Source organism: Lysobacter spongiicola DSM 21749 (assembly GCF_900167055.1).
In the GTDB taxonomy this organism is placed as follows: Bacteria; Pseudomonadota; Gammaproteobacteria; order Xanthomonadales; family Xanthomonadaceae; genus Novilysobacter; species Novilysobacter spongiicola.
Map to the genome: position 1 here is coordinate 138612 of NZ_FUXP01000001.1, position 16594 is coordinate 155205.

At 68.1% G+C, this 16594-nt stretch carries 16 protein-coding genes and 1 tRNA gene; 7 read left to right on the plus strand and 10 right to left on the minus strand.

Annotated elements, in window-relative coordinates:
- Positions 1-70: 70 nt before the first annotated feature.
- From B5D37_RS00710 to B5D37_RS00720, 3 genes are all read right to left on the minus strand, one after another.
- Positions 71-1117: a L,D-transpeptidase gene (locus tag B5D37_RS00710; RefSeq protein ID WP_159447315.1), complete on the minus strand. Its 1047-nt coding sequence runs from the start codon at positions 1115-1117 to the stop codon at positions 71-73.
- A 115-nt stretch (positions 1118-1232) separates the two neighbouring features.
- Positions 1233-2186: a restriction endonuclease gene (locus B5D37_RS00715; RefSeq protein WP_078756804.1), complete on the minus strand. Its 954-nt coding sequence runs from the start codon at positions 2184-2186 to the stop codon at positions 1233-1235.
- 91 nt (positions 2187-2277) lie between these two features.
- Complete coding sequence (locus B5D37_RS00720; protein WP_078756805.1) at positions 2278-2553, minus strand: polyhydroxyalkanoic acid system family protein; 276 nt, start codon at positions 2551-2553, stop codon at positions 2278-2280.
- Positions 2554-2642: 89 nt separating this feature from the next.
- Between B5D37_RS00720 and B5D37_RS00725 the strand changes: the two genes are divergently transcribed.
- The gene (locus B5D37_RS00725) at positions 2643-3446 is read left to right on the plus strand and encodes an FHA domain-containing protein (RefSeq protein ID WP_078756806.1); all 804 of its coding nucleotides are present in this window, start codon (positions 2643-2645) and stop codon (positions 3444-3446) included.
- On the opposite strand, the gene B5D37_RS00730 is transcribed toward B5D37_RS00725, so the two are convergent.
- Together B5D37_RS00730 and msrP are read right to left on the minus strand one after the other, a co-directional pair.
- Positions 3443-4069 carry a protein-methionine-sulfoxide reductase heme-binding subunit MsrQ gene (locus B5D37_RS00730; RefSeq protein ID WP_425478005.1) on the minus strand — a complete coding sequence of 209 codons (627 nt, stop codon included), beginning with the start codon at positions 4067-4069 and terminating at the stop codon, positions 3443-3445. The genes B5D37_RS00725 and B5D37_RS00730 overlap by 4 nt on opposite strands.
- 16 nt (positions 4070-4085) lie before the next feature.
- Entirely contained in the window at positions 4086-5054 is a 969-nt protein-coding gene (gene msrP, locus B5D37_RS00735) for a protein-methionine-sulfoxide reductase catalytic subunit MsrP (RefSeq protein WP_078756808.1), read from the minus strand.
- A gap of 125 nt (positions 5055-5179) precedes the next feature.
- Between msrP and serC the strand changes: the two genes are divergently transcribed.
- Both serC and aroA read left to right on the plus strand, forming a co-directional pair.
- Positions 5180-6265, plus strand: coding sequence for a 3-phosphoserine/phosphohydroxythreonine transaminase (gene serC / locus B5D37_RS00740; protein ID WP_078756809.1), 1086 nt, complete (start codon positions 5180-5182; stop codon positions 6263-6265).
- Positions 6266-7588, plus strand: coding sequence for a 3-phosphoshikimate 1-carboxyvinyltransferase (gene aroA, locus B5D37_RS00745; RefSeq protein ID WP_200809158.1), 1323 nt, complete (start codon positions 6266-6268; stop codon positions 7586-7588).
- A gap of 30 nt (positions 7589-7618) precedes the next feature.
- On the opposite strand, the gene B5D37_RS00750 is transcribed toward aroA, so the two are convergent.
- The gene (locus B5D37_RS00750; RefSeq protein WP_078756810.1) at positions 7619-8272 is read right to left on the minus strand and encodes an energy transducer TonB; all 654 of its coding nucleotides are present in this window, start codon (positions 8270-8272) and stop codon (positions 7619-7621) included.
- Positions 8273-8393: 121 nt separating this feature from the next.
- On the opposite strand from B5D37_RS00750, the gene serS reads away from it, so the two are divergent.
- Complete coding sequence (gene serS, locus B5D37_RS00755; RefSeq protein ID WP_078757416.1) at positions 8394-9674, plus strand: serine--tRNA ligase; 1281 nt, start codon at positions 8394-8396, stop codon at positions 9672-9674.
- A 24-nt stretch (positions 9675-9698) separates the two neighbouring features.
- On the opposite strand, the gene B5D37_RS00760 is transcribed toward serS, so the two are convergent.
- A complete protein-coding gene (locus B5D37_RS00760; RefSeq protein ID WP_078756811.1) occupies positions 9699-10277 on the minus strand; it encodes an FMN-dependent NADH-azoreductase in 579 nt (192 codons plus the stop codon).
- A 112-nt stretch (positions 10278-10389) separates the two neighbouring features.
- Here B5D37_RS00760 and B5D37_RS00765 point away from each other — a divergent pair, with 112 nt between their 5' ends.
- Both B5D37_RS00765 and B5D37_RS00770 read left to right on the plus strand, forming a co-directional pair.
- Entirely contained in the window at positions 10390-11364 is a 975-nt protein-coding gene (locus B5D37_RS00765; protein ID WP_078756812.1) for a LysR substrate-binding domain-containing protein, read from the plus strand.
- A 47-nt stretch (positions 11365-11411) separates the two neighbouring features.
- Positions 11412-11501 (plus strand) — tRNA-Ser (locus tag B5D37_RS00770).
- A 2-nt stretch (positions 11502-11503) separates the two neighbouring features.
- On the opposite strand, the gene B5D37_RS00775 is transcribed toward B5D37_RS00770, so the two are convergent.
- Positions 11504-12424, minus strand: a complete 921-nt coding sequence (locus tag B5D37_RS00775; protein WP_159447316.1) for a M28 family peptidase — start codon at positions 12422-12424, stop codon at positions 11504-11506.
- A 75-nt stretch (positions 12425-12499) separates the two neighbouring features.
- On the opposite strand from B5D37_RS00775, the gene B5D37_RS00780 reads away from it, so the two are divergent.
- The gene (locus B5D37_RS00780; RefSeq protein ID WP_078756814.1) at positions 12500-13147 is read left to right on the plus strand and encodes a response regulator; all 648 of its coding nucleotides are present in this window, start codon (positions 12500-12502) and stop codon (positions 13145-13147) included.
- Between the two features lie 78 nt (positions 13148-13225).
- On the opposite strand, the gene B5D37_RS15210 is transcribed toward B5D37_RS00780, so the two are convergent.
- On the minus strand, positions 13226-14221 hold the full coding sequence (locus B5D37_RS15210) for a hypothetical protein (RefSeq protein WP_143814074.1): 996 nt from the start codon (positions 14219-14221) through the stop codon (positions 13226-13228).
- The gene (gene rne / locus B5D37_RS14980) at positions 14184-16343 is read right to left on the minus strand and encodes a ribonuclease E (RefSeq protein ID WP_425478006.1); all 2160 of its coding nucleotides are present in this window, start codon (positions 16341-16343) and stop codon (positions 14184-14186) included. The genes B5D37_RS15210 and rne overlap by 38 nt, the downstream gene beginning before the upstream one ends.
- Positions 16344-16594 lie beyond the last annotated feature (251 nt).

The window sequence follows — 16594 nt, forward strand, 5'->3', positions numbered from 1 at the left end:
GAGTGAAAACTACGTGATAGCCGGGCCCGGGTCGACCCTTGGCACAACATCCTGTTCACCTTCGCCCCGTTTATTCATGTGCAGGTTCAGGTGCCTGCTGCGGCCGTGGTGCGCTCTCGAAGACGGTCATTCCCTGGTTGCTCACGGCGGAAACCGGCTCCGGGGTGACCAGGAGCGTGCTTCCGGGAGCGAGGGCGTCGTGCACCCGCTTCGCGAATTCCGGATCGATCCTGACCGCGCCGCCCCCGATCGCGGCGCCAGCCGCATCGACGTTCCCCGCGCTGCCGGCTTCCAATGGATCCCGCTGGAGATCCCGCTGGAGATCCCGCTGGAGATTCCGTTGGATCGGGATCCGCATCCAGTTCAGCGCCGGCCGGCCCGGCACCAGGCGGCTCTCACCGGCCGGGGTTCCGCCCATGACTGCGTAAGCCTGTGTGTGGACGTCCGGTGCGTCCACCGCGACATCGCCGCGTCCGATCTCGACACCCCCGCGCATGACGACGAGTTGCTGGTCGGCGATGCTCAGCACCATGGTGACCGGCCCCTGGTCCATTCGCTCAGGCTGCCAGGTCCATCGTGAGTCGGGCGATGCACCTGTGCTGGCGGTTGCCATGCCGAGGGGCTCCGGCGACTGCAGTTGCGGCTGCCCAAGGCTCTGCGCCACCACCACCGTCATGCCGCGTTCGGTGATGCCGAACAGGGCTTCGGAGAACTCGTACGGAAGCCGCACGCATCCGTGGGATGCGGGATAGCCCGGCAGATGGCCCGCATGCAGGGCGATGCCATCCCACGTGAGGCGCTGCATGAATGGCATCGGCGCATTGTTGTACAGGTTGGAGTAGTGCTCGCGCCGCTTCTGCAGGATGTTGAAGATCCCGGTCGGCGTCTCGTGCCCCTCCTTGCCGGTACTCACGGGCGAGCTTCCGATGCGCACGCCGTTGCGATAGACCACCGCTCGTTGCTCATCGAGCCCGATAACGATGAGCACCGGCCCTTGCGGTGCCACTTCCGGCATCCAGGTGAATGGCACTGGCGGCTCGGCAGCGGCCGGGGTGGGCGTGGCGGAGATCGACAACATGCCCACTGCCAGGGCAGCAACGGCGAGAAAACCCCTCATTCTTCGGACTCCTGCAACGCGCCTGATCAGCCAGCCCATGTTGCCCGACAGCCGAGGAGTCCGTTTGATCCCGATCAAGGGGAGCGCACGGGGACGGTAACCCTGCTTCCTCGGGCTAGAACGCCGTGCACTGTACGAAGCGCACCGGGATCCCACTCTCTTCGGGCGGTTGCAGCTGGATGCGGGAGTTGCGGATGTCCTCGTACTGCTCCAGCACCTGGCAGATCGCGTCCACGTGCTCCTTGCCGGCGGCTCCAGGCAGATACACCACCAGCGTCGAGCTGGTCGCCCACTGCACGCGCACGACGTCTGCCAGCGTCCCCACAGCCTGCGCAGCCTGTTGCCTTTGCTGGTCTTCGGTGAGGGTCGGGCGGGCAGGGGATAGCTCGCCTGCCGTGGGGGGGGCGACCGGTGCCGCGACCGGCGCAGGTGCCGGCGCGGGGTCCACGCGGGGCAGCGAAGTCGCCTCCGTTCCCGCCATTGCACTGGCCAGCCACGCCACGGCCAGGCAAGCCAGCACCACCACCACCCAGGTCATCGCAGTGGTCCGGACCGTCTTCCTGCGGGCTTGCGTCAGCAGGTCGTTGTGCACGCTGGGTGGTAGCAGCGGATCGATCAATGGCCACAGCGTGCGGCCATCGATCACCTCGATCTGCGCATGGCGTGTGGTGGAATCGGTATCGGCCTTTCCCAGCGTGGCGAGGATCCCGCCACTGGCGCCGCTGTCGCGCACGGCCCCGGCGAGCTCGTCCACCATCCCTGGCCTGATGCGGTGGTGCGTGCCCTGCTTGCAGCTGAGCAGCCAGATCTGGCCACCGCGGTTGAGCAGCAGGTCCGCCTTCTGGCCGCGGCTGGCATCGGGTTCGACACGGCTGGCCTCGAAGCCCTGCGCCTGCAGCGCCTCGATCACGAAGCGCGAGAATTCGCGCCAGCGCATCGCGCTCAATGTCTTCAGGCCCGCCTCGACCACCAGCCGCTGCGACCAGGTGGTCCACAGCCAGGCGGTGAAGGCGGCGCCGGCCACCACGATCAACAACAGTGCGGCGGGTGCCAGTGAAGCGTTGAGCATCTGCGGTAGGCCTTGTCGCGGTGCAGGGGGATCGGTGGCCGAATATACGCGGGCGGTGGCGACGGTGGGGTGAGCTGGCGCACAGCTCCGCCTAGCCGAATCGCTGCTCCAGGACGCGACGGATCTCGGCCTCGATCGGGCCCTTCATCGCTGCCAGCAGGAAGCCCAGCTGCGCACTCACGTGGACCTCGTGCGGCAGCAACGCTATCCGCCCATCCACGCCATGCCGGGAGAAGCCGAGGATGTCGCCGTTCCACTGGCAGTCGACACCGAAGCGGTCGTGCAGTTTGTCCGCGATCTCCTGCACGGCCTGGCGTGCCTGCGCCGGCGGCATGGAGTGGGGCTGGGTGATGTCGATGCTGGACATGGTGTTCTCCTGTGTTGGGTGCCATTGTGCGTGCGCAGGCGGCGGCGGCAAGAGCGCATTCGCTGGACAGCGTGGTAGATTGCCGCGGCGTGAACGCCCTCAGACTGCGATTTCCCGATAACCAACGTGACGACCTGGTGCTCGACCAGGGCGTGCATGCCCTTGGACGCGATCCGGCCGGTGGCCTCTCCCCGGTTGAAGGCGGCGATCCGCTCCTGCAGGTCTGCGTGGACCGCCGCGGTGCATGGCTCCAGGTGCGGGAGGGTGTGCAGGGGTTGCATCTGAATGGTCGGCCGGTGCGCCGGATGGCGATGCTGCGCCCCGGCGATGCGTTGCATCTGGACGGGAGCGAGCTGACCGTGCTCGGCGAGCAACCGGCGCCGGCACCGCCCGCTTCTGAAACCGTCGCTGCGCCGGCGCCGCGCCACATGGTGCTGCGAGGTATCGGTGGCAAACACCACGGACGCTGTTTCAGCCTGGATCACCCTTGCGTGGTCGGCCGGGACGTGGCGGCGGATGTGCGGATCACCGATCCCGCTTTCGCCGGGCAGCATGCGCGGCTTGAGCCGCACGCCGACGGGGTGGTACTACGCGACCTGGGGTCCACCGACGGAACGCTGGTCAACGGCCATCGGGTGCAGGACGGGTTGTTGCGCGCCGGTTCCCAGGTTGTCTTCGGGGCCGGCCATCGATTCATCCTGGAAGCGCCACTGACCGAGGGTGTGGCCCACGCGGTCACGGCGGAAAGCGCGGAGGTGGCCGCCGAAGAGGAGCTCCCCGTGCCGGAGACGGCCCGCGCGCCCAGGGCATGGCGGCGTATGCCGTGGTTGCTGGTGGCCGCTTTGCTGCTGGCCGGCGCGCTGGCCCTGCTCCTGATGTACGGGACCCGCTAACGCCGCCGGACAACCCTGCGGCTGATCCGCCAACCGAGCAGTAGCGCCAGGATGCCTGCATACAGCAAGGGCTCGCGGATGTCCGACTTCACCACCCACCAGAAGTGCAGCACCGCGAGGATCGCGATCGGGTAGACAAGCCGGTGCAGTCGCCCCCAGTTGCGGCCGAGGCGGCGCATTGCCGCGCGGGTCGAGGTCAGGGCCAGCGGCAGCAGCAACAGCCAGGCCAGGAAGCCGACGGTGATGTAGGGCCGCTTGGCGATCTCTTCGAAGATCAGCGCCCAATAGCCGCGCAGGTCGAGCACCAGGTAGGCGGCAAAGTGCGCCGTCGCATAGAAGAAGGCGTACAGCCCCAGCATCCTGCGGAACTTCAGCAACGATGCCAGTCCGGTGAGCTGGCGCAGCGGCGTGATCGCCAGGGTCAGCAGCAGCATGCGCAGTGCCCAGATGCCGAGATGGTGTTCGACCGCCGCGACCGGATCCGCACCGAGGGCTCCCGAGCCGGTCAACAGCTCCGAACGGATCTGCCAGGCCAACACCAACGCTGGCGACAGTGCCAGCAGGTGAGCCACCGCCTTCAACAGCGCGAGCCGGCGGCTGCCCGGATCCGGTCGCGAGCTCAACGCTGGGCCACCGGGGTCAGAACCACTTCTCCAGGTCCATGCCTGCGTAGAGTCCCGCCACCTGCTCGCCATAACCGTTGAACATCAACGTGGGGATCCTGTTTGCGAACAGCTTGCTGCCGGTCCCGGAGATGCGGCGTTCGGTCTTCTGCGTCCAGCGGGGGTGGTCGACTTCGGGATTGACGTTCGAAAAGAATCCGTACTCCCGCGGTTGCAGGTCGTTCCAGCTGGTAAAGGGCATCTCCTCGACGAAATCGATGGAGACGATCGACTTGATGCTCTTGAAGCCGTACTTCCACGGCACGACCAGGCGGATGGGCAGGCCGTTCTGCTGCGGCAGCGGCTTTCCATAGAGCCCGGTGGCGAGGAACGACAGGGGGTGCATCGCTTCGTCGATCCTGAGGCCTTCCCGATAGGGCCAGTCCAGCGTGCGGTAGGCCATTCCCGGCATCTTCCGCGGGGCGGAGAGCGTGGTGAAGGCCACGTAGCGCGCACGGGATGTCGGCTCGAACCGTTTCAGCACGTCGGCCAGCGGGATGCCGAGCCACGGGATCACCATCGACCAGCCCTCCACGCAACGCAGCCGGTAGACGCGCTCGGTCTGCTCGTGGGGTGCCAGCAACTCTTCGAGCGGAACGACACCGGGTTTAGCGCAGTGCCCACCGACGGTGACGGTCCAGCCATCGGCGCTCAGCGTCCGGGCGGCTTCGGAGGGTTGCTCCTTGCGCGGGCCGAACTCGTAGAAGTTGTTGTAGGTGGTGGCGTCCTGCCAGGTGGTCAGCTCCTCGCGGGTTGAGAACCCCTCGCGTGCCTGGGCGGGCGTGACACGCAGGTCGACCGGGGGAGGCGGGTCGGCCTCGACGCATCCGCCAAGGCCCATCATCGGCGCGGCCGCCATCGCCGCCATGAAGCGCCGTCGCTCGCGATAGACGGCCTCGGGAGTGATCTCGTGCTCGGGAATCCTCAGGGCGTCGCGCAGCGACATGCGATGGCTCCGGCGAATCGGTCACATGATAAGACCTCATACCGGGTTAAGAAGTTGCAGCGCCACGGGGCTGGCGCTGGTGCTGCGGTGCGGCATACTGCCCGATCACCACAGGAGTGTTCAGGATGACGCGCGCCTACAACTTCAGTGCAGGTCCCGCGACGCTGCCCGAGCCGGTCCTCCAGCAGGCGCGGGAGGAACTGCTGGAATGGCATGGCGCAGGCGCCTCCATCGTCGAACTGAGCCACCGCGGCCCGGAGTTCATGCAGGTGGCGGCCGAGGCCGAGAGTGACCTGCGCAAGCTGCTCTCCGTTCCGGACGATTACGCGGTGCTGTTCCTGCAGGGCGGGGCAACCACGCAGCAGGCGCTGTTCGCGCTCAACTTCGCCAAGGCCGGGCAGCCGGTCGACTACGTGGTCACCGGACACTGGGGAAAGACCGCGGTCAAGCAGGCGGAGCCCTGGGGCAAGGCCAACGTGGCCGCCGATGCCGAACCCGGCGGCTTCCACGACATCCCGGCGCGCTCGCAGTGGCGGCTCTCGCCGGATGCCGCGTATGTGCATTACACCGCCAACGAGACCATCCACGGCGTGGAGTTCCGCGACATACCCGACGTCGGCGCGGTGCCGCTGGTGGCCGATTTCAGCTCCAGCATCGCGTCGGAGCCCCTGGACATCTCTAAGTTCGGTGTCATCTATGCGGGCGCCCAGAAGAACCTTGGGCCGGTGGGCCTGACCGTGCTCATCGTGCGCGCCGAACTGCTTGCGCGCACCGGGCAGCCACGGCCGCCGATACTCGATTACCGCGCACATGCCGAGCACGAATCCATGCTCAACACGCCGCCGACCTTCAACTGGTACCTGGCCGGACTGGTGTTCAAGTGGATGCTGGCCGAGGGTGGCGTGGACGCGTTCGCGAAACTCAACGCGACCAAGGCCGCGATGTTGTACGAAGTGATCGACGGCTCCGGTGGCTTCTATCGCAACGAGGTCGCAAAGCCGGTGCGGTCCCGCATGAACGTCCCGTTCTTCCTGCACGATCCCGCGCTGGATGCCGATTTCCTGGTGGAAGCCAAGGCGGCGGGGCTGATCTCCCTGAAGGGCCATCGCGCCCTCGGCGGCATGCGTGCCTCCATCTACAACGCGATGCCGGTGGAAGGGGTGCGGGCGTTGGCCACTTTCATGCGCGACTTCCAGAAGCGGCGCGGCTGAGTGGGCGCACGGCGAATCGATTGGCTGGCTGCCCCCGCCGGTGAACCTCTGCGGGGCAAGCTGCGTGCGCCGGGCGACAAGTCGATCTCGCACCGCGCGGTGATGCTCGCGGCACTGGCCGAGGGAACCAGCGAGATCTCAGGCTTCCTCGAGGGCGAGGACACGCGGGCTACCGCTGCAATCTTCCAGGCGCTGGGCGTGGCCATCGAATCGCCCGGTCACGACCGGCGCATCGTGCATGGCGTCGGGCTGCGGGGCCTTCGCGCCAGTGGCAGTGCGCTCGATTGCGGGAACTCCGGCACGGGGATGCGGCTGCTTGCGGGCCTGCTGGCGGGGCAGGCGTTCGACAGCGTCCTGGTGGGCGATGCCTCGCTCTCGCGCCGACCGATGGCGCGCGTGATCGAACCGCTGACGGCGATGGGAGCCCAGCTCTCCAGCGAGGCGGGCGGGCTTCCACCGCTGCGCATCCGCGGTGGTGCGATGCTGAGGGGCATGGCGCACGCACCCGCGGTAGCGAGTGCCCAGGTGAAGTCGGCACTGCTGTTCGCCGGCCTCTATGCGGAAGGCACCACCGAGGTGCATGAGCCCCATCCGACGCGTGACTACACCGAGCGCATGCTCTCGGCGTTCGGCTGGCCGGTGGAATTCTCGCCTGGCCGGGTGCGGCTGTCCGGTGGCCACCGGTTGCAGGCAATGGACGTGCATGTGCCGGTGGACTTCTCGTCGGCAGCGTTCTTCCTGGTCGCGGCCTGCGTGATCCCGGGTTCGGTGCTCACCCTGGAATCGGTCGGCATCAACCGGCGGCGCACAGGCCTGCTGCGGGTGCTCGAGATGATGGGCGCACGGATCCGGATGGAGGGCGTGAGGGAGCACGGTGGAGAGCCGGTCGCCGACCTCGTGGTCCAGCATGCGCCGCTCCGTGGCATCGAGGTACCGGCGGCGCTGGTCGCGGACATGATCGACGAGTTCCCTGCGCTGTTCGTGGCCGCTGCCTGCGCACAGGGCCGCACCATCGTCAGCGGCGCGGCGGAGCTGCGGGTCAAGGAGTCCGACCGGATCACCACGATGGCGACGGCGCTGCAGGCGCTGGGCGTGAGGATCGAAGAGACACCCGACGGGGCCATCATCGAGGGCGGCGGGATGACCGGCGGCGTGGTCGACAGCCACGGCGACCATCGGATCGCGATGAGCATGGCGGTTGCCACGCAGCTTGCTTCGGGGCCCGTGCGGATCCGCGACGTGGCGAACGTCGCCACCTCGTTCCCGGGGTTCGACGCGCTGGCCGCGCAGGCCGGCATGCAACTGCGGACAGCGACGGACTGACTCGACCGCCGATACCTGCCCCCGGAACCGTCAGCGGCCGGGATTGAACTCGATCGGTACCTCCACCGTGCCTACGGTGGGCTGCCCGTTGGCGGTGGCCGGCTCGAAGCGCCAGCGCAACACCGCATTGACCGCCGCGCGGTCCAGCTGTCGCGACCCGCTGCTGCCGGCGACGCTGACCGAGGTCGGTACTCCGTCGGGGCCGATATCCGCACGCACCCGGACCACCCCCTGTTCGCCGCGGCGCAGGGCACGGGCTGGATAGGTCGGTGGCGGCGTCTGTCCGGCGAGGGGCCGTGGCGAGGTGAGCGCGGGGGCCGCGGTGGGCGGTGCGATTTCCTGCGGCGGCGGAGGCGGCGGCGACTCTTCAACCAAGCGGGCCTGTTCCTCCTGCTGCCGGGCAGCTTCCTCGCGGCCGCGCTCCAGGCCACTGGCGTCGCCTTCGCGACCGCGGGCCGGGAGCGGCGCTGGCAGCGGTGTGTAGCTCGGCGCACGCGCAGTGGGCGGAGCGTCTCCCGCACGGAAGAACTGGTCGTCGTTGCGATCGCCCGACCACACCAGCAGGAACAGCGCCAACCCGCCCAGGAAGGCGGCGAGCACCAGCCACAGGGAGCGCGCGGTAGGGCGCCAGGCGGAGATGCCGTTGAAGAAGGGACGGGGCGGAGGCGTGGGGGATGTGGGCATGGTCGAACCGGGTGCGGTGGACCGCGCCATTGTGCACCGACAGGTCCATGCGCCGGAAACGGTCCCATCGCAAGCCGTTCCACGCGATAATCAGCGGCTGATCACCGGAAGCGATGCCGCCATGCTCGATCCCAACCTGTTGCGCCAGCAGCCCGCCGAACTTGCCGACCGCCTGCGCCAGACGCGTGGCTTCGATCTCGACGCGCAGTCGCTGGAGGCGCTCGAGGCGGAGCGCAAACAGATCCAGGTACGGACGCAGGAGCTGCAGAACTTGCGCAACACCCGTTCCAAGGCGATCGGCCAGGCCAAGGCGAAGGGCGAGGATGTCGCTCCCCTGTTGGCCGAGGTGGCCGGGTTCGGCGACGAGCTGAAGGCCAGCGAGGCCCGGCTGGATGCCATCAAGGCCGAGTTGGAAGCGATCACGCTGGTGATCCCGAACCTTCCGCAGGCGTCGGTGCCGCTCGGCAGCGACGAGAACGACAACGTCGAGCAGCACCGCTGGGGCGATGTGCGCAGCTTCGACTTCGCCGTCCTCGACCATGTCGAGCTGGGCGCGCGCAACGGCTGGCTGGATGGCGACGCTGCCGCCAAGCTCAGTGGTGCGCGCTTCACCGTGCTGCGCGGATCGCTGGCGCGCCTGCACCGTGCACTCGCCCAGTTCATGCTGGACCTGCACACCGGCGAACACGGATACCAGGAAACCAGCGTCCCGCTGCTGGTGAACCCGGAGAGCATGCAGGGCACCGGGCAGTTGCCGAAGTTCGAGGACGACCTGTTCTCCACCGCGGTTGGCGAAAGCAAGCGCTACCTGATCCCGACCGCGGAAGTGCCGCTGACCAACCTGGTGCGCGACGAGATCGTGGATGCCGCCGACCTGCCGATGCGGATGACGGCGCACTCGATGTGCTTCCGGGCCGAAGCGGGCGCCTATGGCCGCGATACCCGCGGCATGATCCGGCAGCACCAGTTCGAGAAGGTCGAGCTGGTCTGCATCAGCCGCCCCGAAGACAGCGATGCCGAACACGAGCGCATGACGCGTTGCGCCGAGGTCGTGCTCGAGCGCCTGGGGCTGCCATACCGCCGCATGCTGCTGTGCAGTGGCGACATGGGCTTTGCGGCGTCCAAGACGTTCGACCTGGAAGTCTGGCTGCCCAGCCAGGGCACCTTCCGCGAGATCTCCTCCGTGTCCAACTGCGAAGCCTTCCAGGCGCGCCGCATGCAGGCGCGCTGGCGCAACCCGGAGACCGGCAAGCCCGAGCCGGTGCACACCTTGAACGGGTCCGGCGTCGCCGTGGGCCGCGCCCTGATCGCGGTAATGGAGAACTACCAGAACGCCGACGGCTCGATCACCGTGCCCGAGGTGTTGCGGCCGTACATGGGCGGCGTCGACGCCATCTCCTGACGGCGTCGTAACGCTCCCGGCCGATCAGGCGGCCTCGCGCACCGGCTCGGGGATCGACGCCAGCGCTTGGGTCACCGCGCTTTGGCGGTGGTCGCTCGACAGCGCCACCCCTTCGGCCCGCACGAACGTGATGTCGGTGACACCGAGGAACCCGAACAGGAACCTCAGGAACGGTTCCTGGAAGTCGCTTGGCGCGTCCTGGTGCATGCCGCCACGCCCGCTGGCAATGATGACCTTCTTGGCGCCAGCCAGCCCCTCGGGGCCGTTCTCCGTATAGCGGAACGTGCGGCCGGCTACCGCGATCCGGTCGATCCAGGCTTTCAGTGTGGACGGAACCGTGAAGTTGTACATCGGTGCACCCACCACCACCACGTCCGCCTCCAGGAACCCGCCCAGGATTTCTTCGGCCTCGGCGGCCGCGGCCGGGTCCGCCTTGGCCAGGGCGTGGCCGTTGAGATGGGGGAGGGGGTCTGAGTCGAGATCCCGGTAGCGGACCTGCAGATCCGGCACGCTGTCGGCCCAGCGGGCCACGATGGCGGCGCTCAGTTCACGAGTGACGGAGCCGGCGCCCAGCGCGCTCGAATCGATGTGGAGTAGCTTCATGGGGAATCCTCTTGGGGCGGCAACGCCGCGTCGAGGACCAATCTAGGTTGTTGTGCTGGTGGGATAAACCTGCTCAAATGCCACTGTACGTTCTGTACTTGGAATTATCCGCATGCAGGATCTCAACGATCTCTACTACTTCGCGATGGTGGTCGAGCACTCCGGCTTTGCCGCCGCCGAGCGCGCACTGGGCATCCCGAAGTCGCGACTGAGCCGTCGCATCAGCCAGCTGGAAAGCGACCTGGGCGTGCGCCTGCTGCAGCGCTCCACCCGGCGCTTTGCCGTCACCGATGTCGGCAACAGCGTCTACCGCCACGCCCAGACCATGCTGGCCGAGGCGCACGCCGCGCGGGAGGTCGTGGACAGGCTCAGCGCCGAGCCACGCGGTGTCGTGCGGGTGAGCGTGCCGGTGGGTGCGGCCCAGCAACAGATGCCCAAGCTGCTGCCGGAGTTCCTGGCGCGCTATCCGCAGGTGCGGGTGCAGTTGCAGGTGACCAACCGCCGGGTCGATGTGATCAACGAAGGAATCGACGTCGCCTTGAGGGTCCGCAACAAGCTCGATGACGACGGCAGCCTGGTGATGCGCAGCTTCGGCCAGATCCAGGAACTGCTGGTGGCCAGTCCCGACTACCTGCGCAAGATGGGCCGGCCAACGGCACCGGCCGAGCTTGCCGACCACGTCACCATGAGCATGAGCGAAGACGACGCCCGGCAGCGATGGGAACTGCATGGGCCGGACGGTGCTCGCGAGCGCATCGAGCTGGCCCCCAGGGTGATGGGCTTCGACTTCCCGATGCTGATGGCGCTGGCCAAACAGGGCATCGGCATCACCATGCTGCCGGAAACCGTCTGCGCCGACGCCGTACGCAAGGGCGAGCTGGAGGTGGTGCTGCCGGAGTGGCGATTGCCCCAGGGCATCTTCCACGCGGTGTTCGCCTCGCGGCGCGGCATGCTGCCGGCGGTTCGGGTGTTCATCGACTACCTCGCCGAGAAGGTCCCCGAGCTGGTGGAGAGCGCCCGGCTGGGGTGCAGCGACATCACCGGCCGCCCCTGCAACGAAGACGAACTCAAGGCGTTCGGCCGCTGAGCGGAACCGCCCGTCTCGTGCGAGAATGCGCCCGCTGAAAGCACACCGGAGAGATGGCCGAGCGGTTTAAGGCACCGGTCTTGAAAACCGGCGAAGGGTCAAACCTTCCGTGGGTTCGAATCCCACTCTCTCCGCCACATCAGCCCGCGGCCCCCTGCAGTTCCGTCCCCACCTGCGAATCCCACGCACGCAACGCATTCTCGACAGCGTCGATGCCGCGCACCGCGGCGTTGGGATCCAGTTCGATGACCGTGTCCAGTTCGCTGTGGATCACTTCCATCAGCCTGGGGGTCTGTTCCGGAGGCGTGCCGGCGTAGGCGGCCAGGATCCCGTCGATCTCTTCGCGACCGACCAGTGCGAACGATGCCGCCGGCCAACCGGCCTTGCGGAACGCGAGGTGGTCGGTGGGCGGGTAGTTGTCTGCCGCCGACAGTTCAAGGCCTACCGTATCTGCCGCGCTGCGGCTCGAAGCGAGCAGGGGATGTTCGGGCCCCGGCGGCGACATCCACAGGGTGTCGCCCCAGCCGAACACATCGAAATTGACGTAGAGGACGGCCGGCGCGTTGTCCTGGGCGACGAAGGCGCCGGCGCCGAGCAGCCCGCGCTCCTCCTGGTCCCAGAAGCCGACGACCACCCGGTGGTGCTCGAGCGGATCCGACCCGAACCGCTCTGCCAGCTCGAGCACCACCGCGCTGCCCGATGCGTTGTCGACCGCACCGTTTCCGGAATCCACACGATCGGAATGCGCGCCGAGCAGGAGCATCGGTGCATCGGCGGGACCGCCAACCTCGGCCAGCAGGTTCTCGCCCGGGCCGTGTTCGCTGTCGAAGTTTTCCGCGCGGGCTTCCAGACCGATCGATGCAAGTTGCTGGCGGATCGCTCCGCGGCGGGCAGCATTGTCATCCTCTTCGGCGATATCCGAGACCACTTCCAGCCACTCCGTGGCAGCCTGGCTGGTGGGCACGATTGCTTCGGAGGCCGGTGCGACCGTCGAGGAGGGCGAGCAGGCGCAGAGCAGGGCTGTGATGGTGCCGGCGAGGAGGGCGCGGGGTGGCTGCATTCGATGTCCTTGCTTGCGTGGCGTGCGGGCGCTCAGTAGCCTGCGCCGCTGGAGCTTAACTCGCAGGGGTAAAGGATGACCATCCGCGTTTTCATCATCGACGACCATGCGCTTGTCAGGACCGGCATGCGCATGATTCTTTCCGGCGAAGTCGACATCGAGGTCGTGGGCGACGCCGAAAGCGGCGAGCTCGGCCTGCCGCTGGTCCGCCAGCTCAAGCCCGACGTCGTGCTGTGCGACCTGCACCTGCCCGGGGTCAGTGGGTTGGAAGTCACCGAGCGCATCGTCAAGGGCGACCACGGCACGCGGGTCGTCATCGTGTCCGTGCTTGAGGACGGCCCGATGCCACGCCGCCTGCTGGAAGCCGGAGCCTCGGGTTACGTCGGGAAGGGCGGGGATGCCACCGAGCTGTTGCGCGCCGTCCGCGACGTGGCGCAGGGGCGACGCTACCTGGCGTACAGCATCGCCCAGCACCTGGCGTTGTCCGGGTTGGGCAGCTCGGGTTCCCCGTTCGACGAGCTGTCGCCGCGCGAGCTGGAGATCGCGCTGCTGCTGGCCCAGGGCCTGCGGCAGGAAGAAATCGCACGGCGGTTGAGCCTGAGCCCGAAGACGATCAACACGCACAAGAGCCGGCTGTTCGAGAAGCTGGAAATCACCGACACCATCGCGCTCGCACGGCTGCTGGGACAGTACGGGTTGGCGGAACCCGCCATGGCCCTCTAACGGGACGTCCCGGGACGTACAGACATAAAAAAGGGGCCGCGCGAGCGGCCCCTTCCTTGTTGTCATGCCACCGCGCGATCAGGCGCGGCGATCATGGTCTCCGTCACCGCCAGGCGTGTCCTGCGTGGATGCGCGGGTGCCAGCATCGCCTTCGACTGCGGCTTCGGCGGCCGGTGCTTCCGGCTCCTGCTGCTGCGTGTCGAACAGGCCGGCGGTGTGCTTGGCGATGCCGTTGCCGTCCTGGACGTGGCCCGAGGAGGAACCGGCTGCAGGCGTGGTGCCTGCCGGCGGCGTGCCCACGGCTGATCCCGCTTCCGGCTGCCGGGGCTTCTCGGCTTCCGGCTCGACCGGGACCGGAGCCGGTACGACCGACTCTTCGACTACGGTGGCGTCGGCGACGGGTTCCGGCTGCGGAACGACCTCTTCTTCCACCTTCTCGCTGTCGACGGACGACGGCCCTGCTTCCGTGGATGGCGTGCCGGTATCGGCCGCGATCACCGGGCTTGCGGCAGGCGAGGGGGCGTCACTATCGACCGCTGCGGCAGCCACCGGGATCGCGGCAGCGGCCGCAACCGCCGGCGTTGTCTCCGGTGCGTCGGCTGATGGCGCCTGCGCCGGCTGGTCCGGGCTCGCCTCGTCCTGCGTCTCCCCGGCCTGCGGCTTCGCAGCAGCCCGCTTGCGCGGCTGGCGCGGTGGCTTGGCCGGCTTCTCTTCCGCCCCGGTGGCGGCCTGGGCGTCGGGAGCGGCCTGGTCATCGAAGTCGAACTCCGGCTGCGAGCGCGTCGCTACCGGCGTGTTGCCGCCTTCGGTATCGCCGTCATCGTCCAGCAGCGACGTGTCAGGTCCGTTCTCCTCGCTGGAGCCCGCTTCGCCACCGCCGCGCCGACGACGACGTCCGCCGCGACGACCACGCCGGCGGCGTGCGGTGCCTTCACCGGTACCTTCGGTGGCCTCTGCAGCCGGTGCGCCGGTCTGGGTGCCGGAGGTGTCCTGCTCGGCCACGTCCTTCTGTTGCTGCTTCTCGTTGTCCTTGAAGTCAGCCGTGTGCGCCTCGACCGCGGCGGCCGGTGCCACTGCGACTTCCGGCGTGGCTTCGGCCGCGGCCTTCGCCGGCTTCTCTCCACGCGGCGGGCGGGGGCGGCTTCGGTTGCGTTTCGGCCTGCTGGCCGCGCTCGGTACCTGCCGCGGCGCGCTCGTCGGCCGCCTGTGGCTTGGGCTGCTTCTGCCGCCCCTGCTTGCCACTGCGCCCGTTGGGCTTGTCCGAAGCCGCCGCCGGGGCGGATGCGCCGGCCTGGCCGTTGCCACGGCGCGAGTCGTCCCGGCGTCCGCCGTCGCGGGCGCCCTTGCCGCGGCGCTGGCCGTTGCGGTCGCCCCGGTCATTGCGTTCGTTGCGCTCGCCACGGTCGGTGCGCTCACCGCGTCCGCGCGAGGCCCGGTCCTGCTTGTCGGAGCCTGCCGTGTCGGGCTGGCTTCCGCGGAAGAAGCGCATGATCCGCTCGACCACGCCGATGGAGTGGGTCGGCGCCACCACGCTCGACACCGGCGCGGCTGCCTGCGGCTCCGGAGCGGCTTCACGCGGCTCGCGCAGCGGTGCAGGCTGGGCGGGCTTCACGTTGGTCACCGCCGGGGTCGCCGGGATGTTCAGGTGGGCCTTGGTGAGCGCGTGGGTCGGCAGCTTGCGCGGCGTGCCGCGGTGGTAGCTGGGCCGGTTGGTCTCTTCGCCCATCTCGTTCTCACGGATGCGCGTGACCTCGTAGTGCGGCGTGTGGAGCTGCTCGTCGGCGACAATGACGATCGGCGCATCGTGGCGCTTCTCGATTTCGCTGAGGGCGCGGCGCTTCTCGTTGAGCAGGTAGTTGGCGATCTCTGTCGGCGCCTGTACCAGGACCTGTCCGGTGTTCTCCTTCATCGCGTGCTCTTCGGCTACGCGCAGGATCGACAGTGACAGCGATTCCACCGACCGCATCCGGCCGTGGCCTTCACAACGCGGACAGACCAGCTGGCTGGATTCCCCCAGGCTCGGGCGCAGGCGCTGGCGGCTCATCTCCAGCAGGCCGAAGCGCGAGATGCGGCCGACCTGCACGCGTGCACGGTCCTGGCGCAGCGCGTGCTGCAAGCGGTTCTCGACCTCGCGCTGGTGCTTGTTGGACGACATGTCGATGAAGTCGATCACCACCAGGCCGCCCAGGTCGCGCAGGCGCATCTGGCGGGCCACTTCCTCGGCAGCCTCCAGGTTGGTGTTGAACGCGGTCTCCTCGATGTCGCCACCCTTGGTGGCACGCGCGGAGTTCACGTCGACCGCGGTCAGCGCCTCGGTCTGGTCGATCACCAGCGCGCCGCCGGAGGGCAGGCGGACTTCGCGCTCGTACGCGTTCTCGATCTGCGATTCGATCTGGAAGCGATTGAACAGCGGCACGTCGTCGGTGTAGTGCTTGAGCTTGCGCAGGTTGTGCGGCATCACCTGTTCGACGAACTCGCGCGCCTCGGCGTACATCTCCTCGGTGTCGACCAGGATCTCGCCGACGTCCGGGCGCATGTAGTCACGCAGGGCGCGGATGATCAGGCGCGATTCCTGGTAGATCAGGAACGGCGCCGGCTTGGTCAGCGCGGCCTCGGCGACGGACTTCCAGACCTGCAGCAGGTAGTCCAGGTCCCATTGAAGTTCTTCGGCGTCGCGGCCGACGCCGGCGGTGCGGATGATCACCCCCATGTCGTCGGGGATGGTCAGCGCGTCCATGGCCTTCTTCAGCTCGGCCCGGTCCTCGCCCTCGATCCGGCGCGAGACGCCGCCGGCGGTGGGGGAGTTGGGCATCAGCACCATGTAACGGCCGGCCAGCGAGATGAACGTGGTCAGGGCGGCGCCCTTGTTGCCGCGCTCCTCCTTGTCCACCTGCACCACCACTTCCTGGCCTTCGCGCAGGAGTTCCTTCAGGCCGGCCTTGTTGTGGTCGACCCCGGACTGGTAGTAGTCGCGGGAAATTTCCTTCAGCGGGAGGAAGCCGTGGCGATCGGCGCCGTATTCGACGAACGCGGCTTCGAGCGAGGGCTCCAGCCGGGTGATCTTGCCCTTGTAGATGTTGGACTTCTTCTGTTCCTTCGACGGTTGCTCGATGTCGATGTCGTAGAGGTTCTGTCCGTCCACGATCGCGACGCGCAGTTCTTCTGCCTGCGTCGCATTGATCAGCATGCGCTTCATTGTTGCGTCCTCGCGCGCTCTGACGCGCGGAACGCCGTGGCGTTTCGCCTCTGGAACCTGTGCCCCGCCGCCGCGACCGTGTTGCCTGCCGGACGATGTCGCTGTCCCGCGCGCGCTGGCGTTGCCTGACAATTTCCAGCGCTTCTGCACCACGGCATTCCGCGGGAGCGCTTGTTGCTTTCCAATCTTTCTGGGCCGGCGGCGCTCAGGGCAGGGGCCCTGTCGCCGCGCGGGTCGTGTTCATCTTCGAC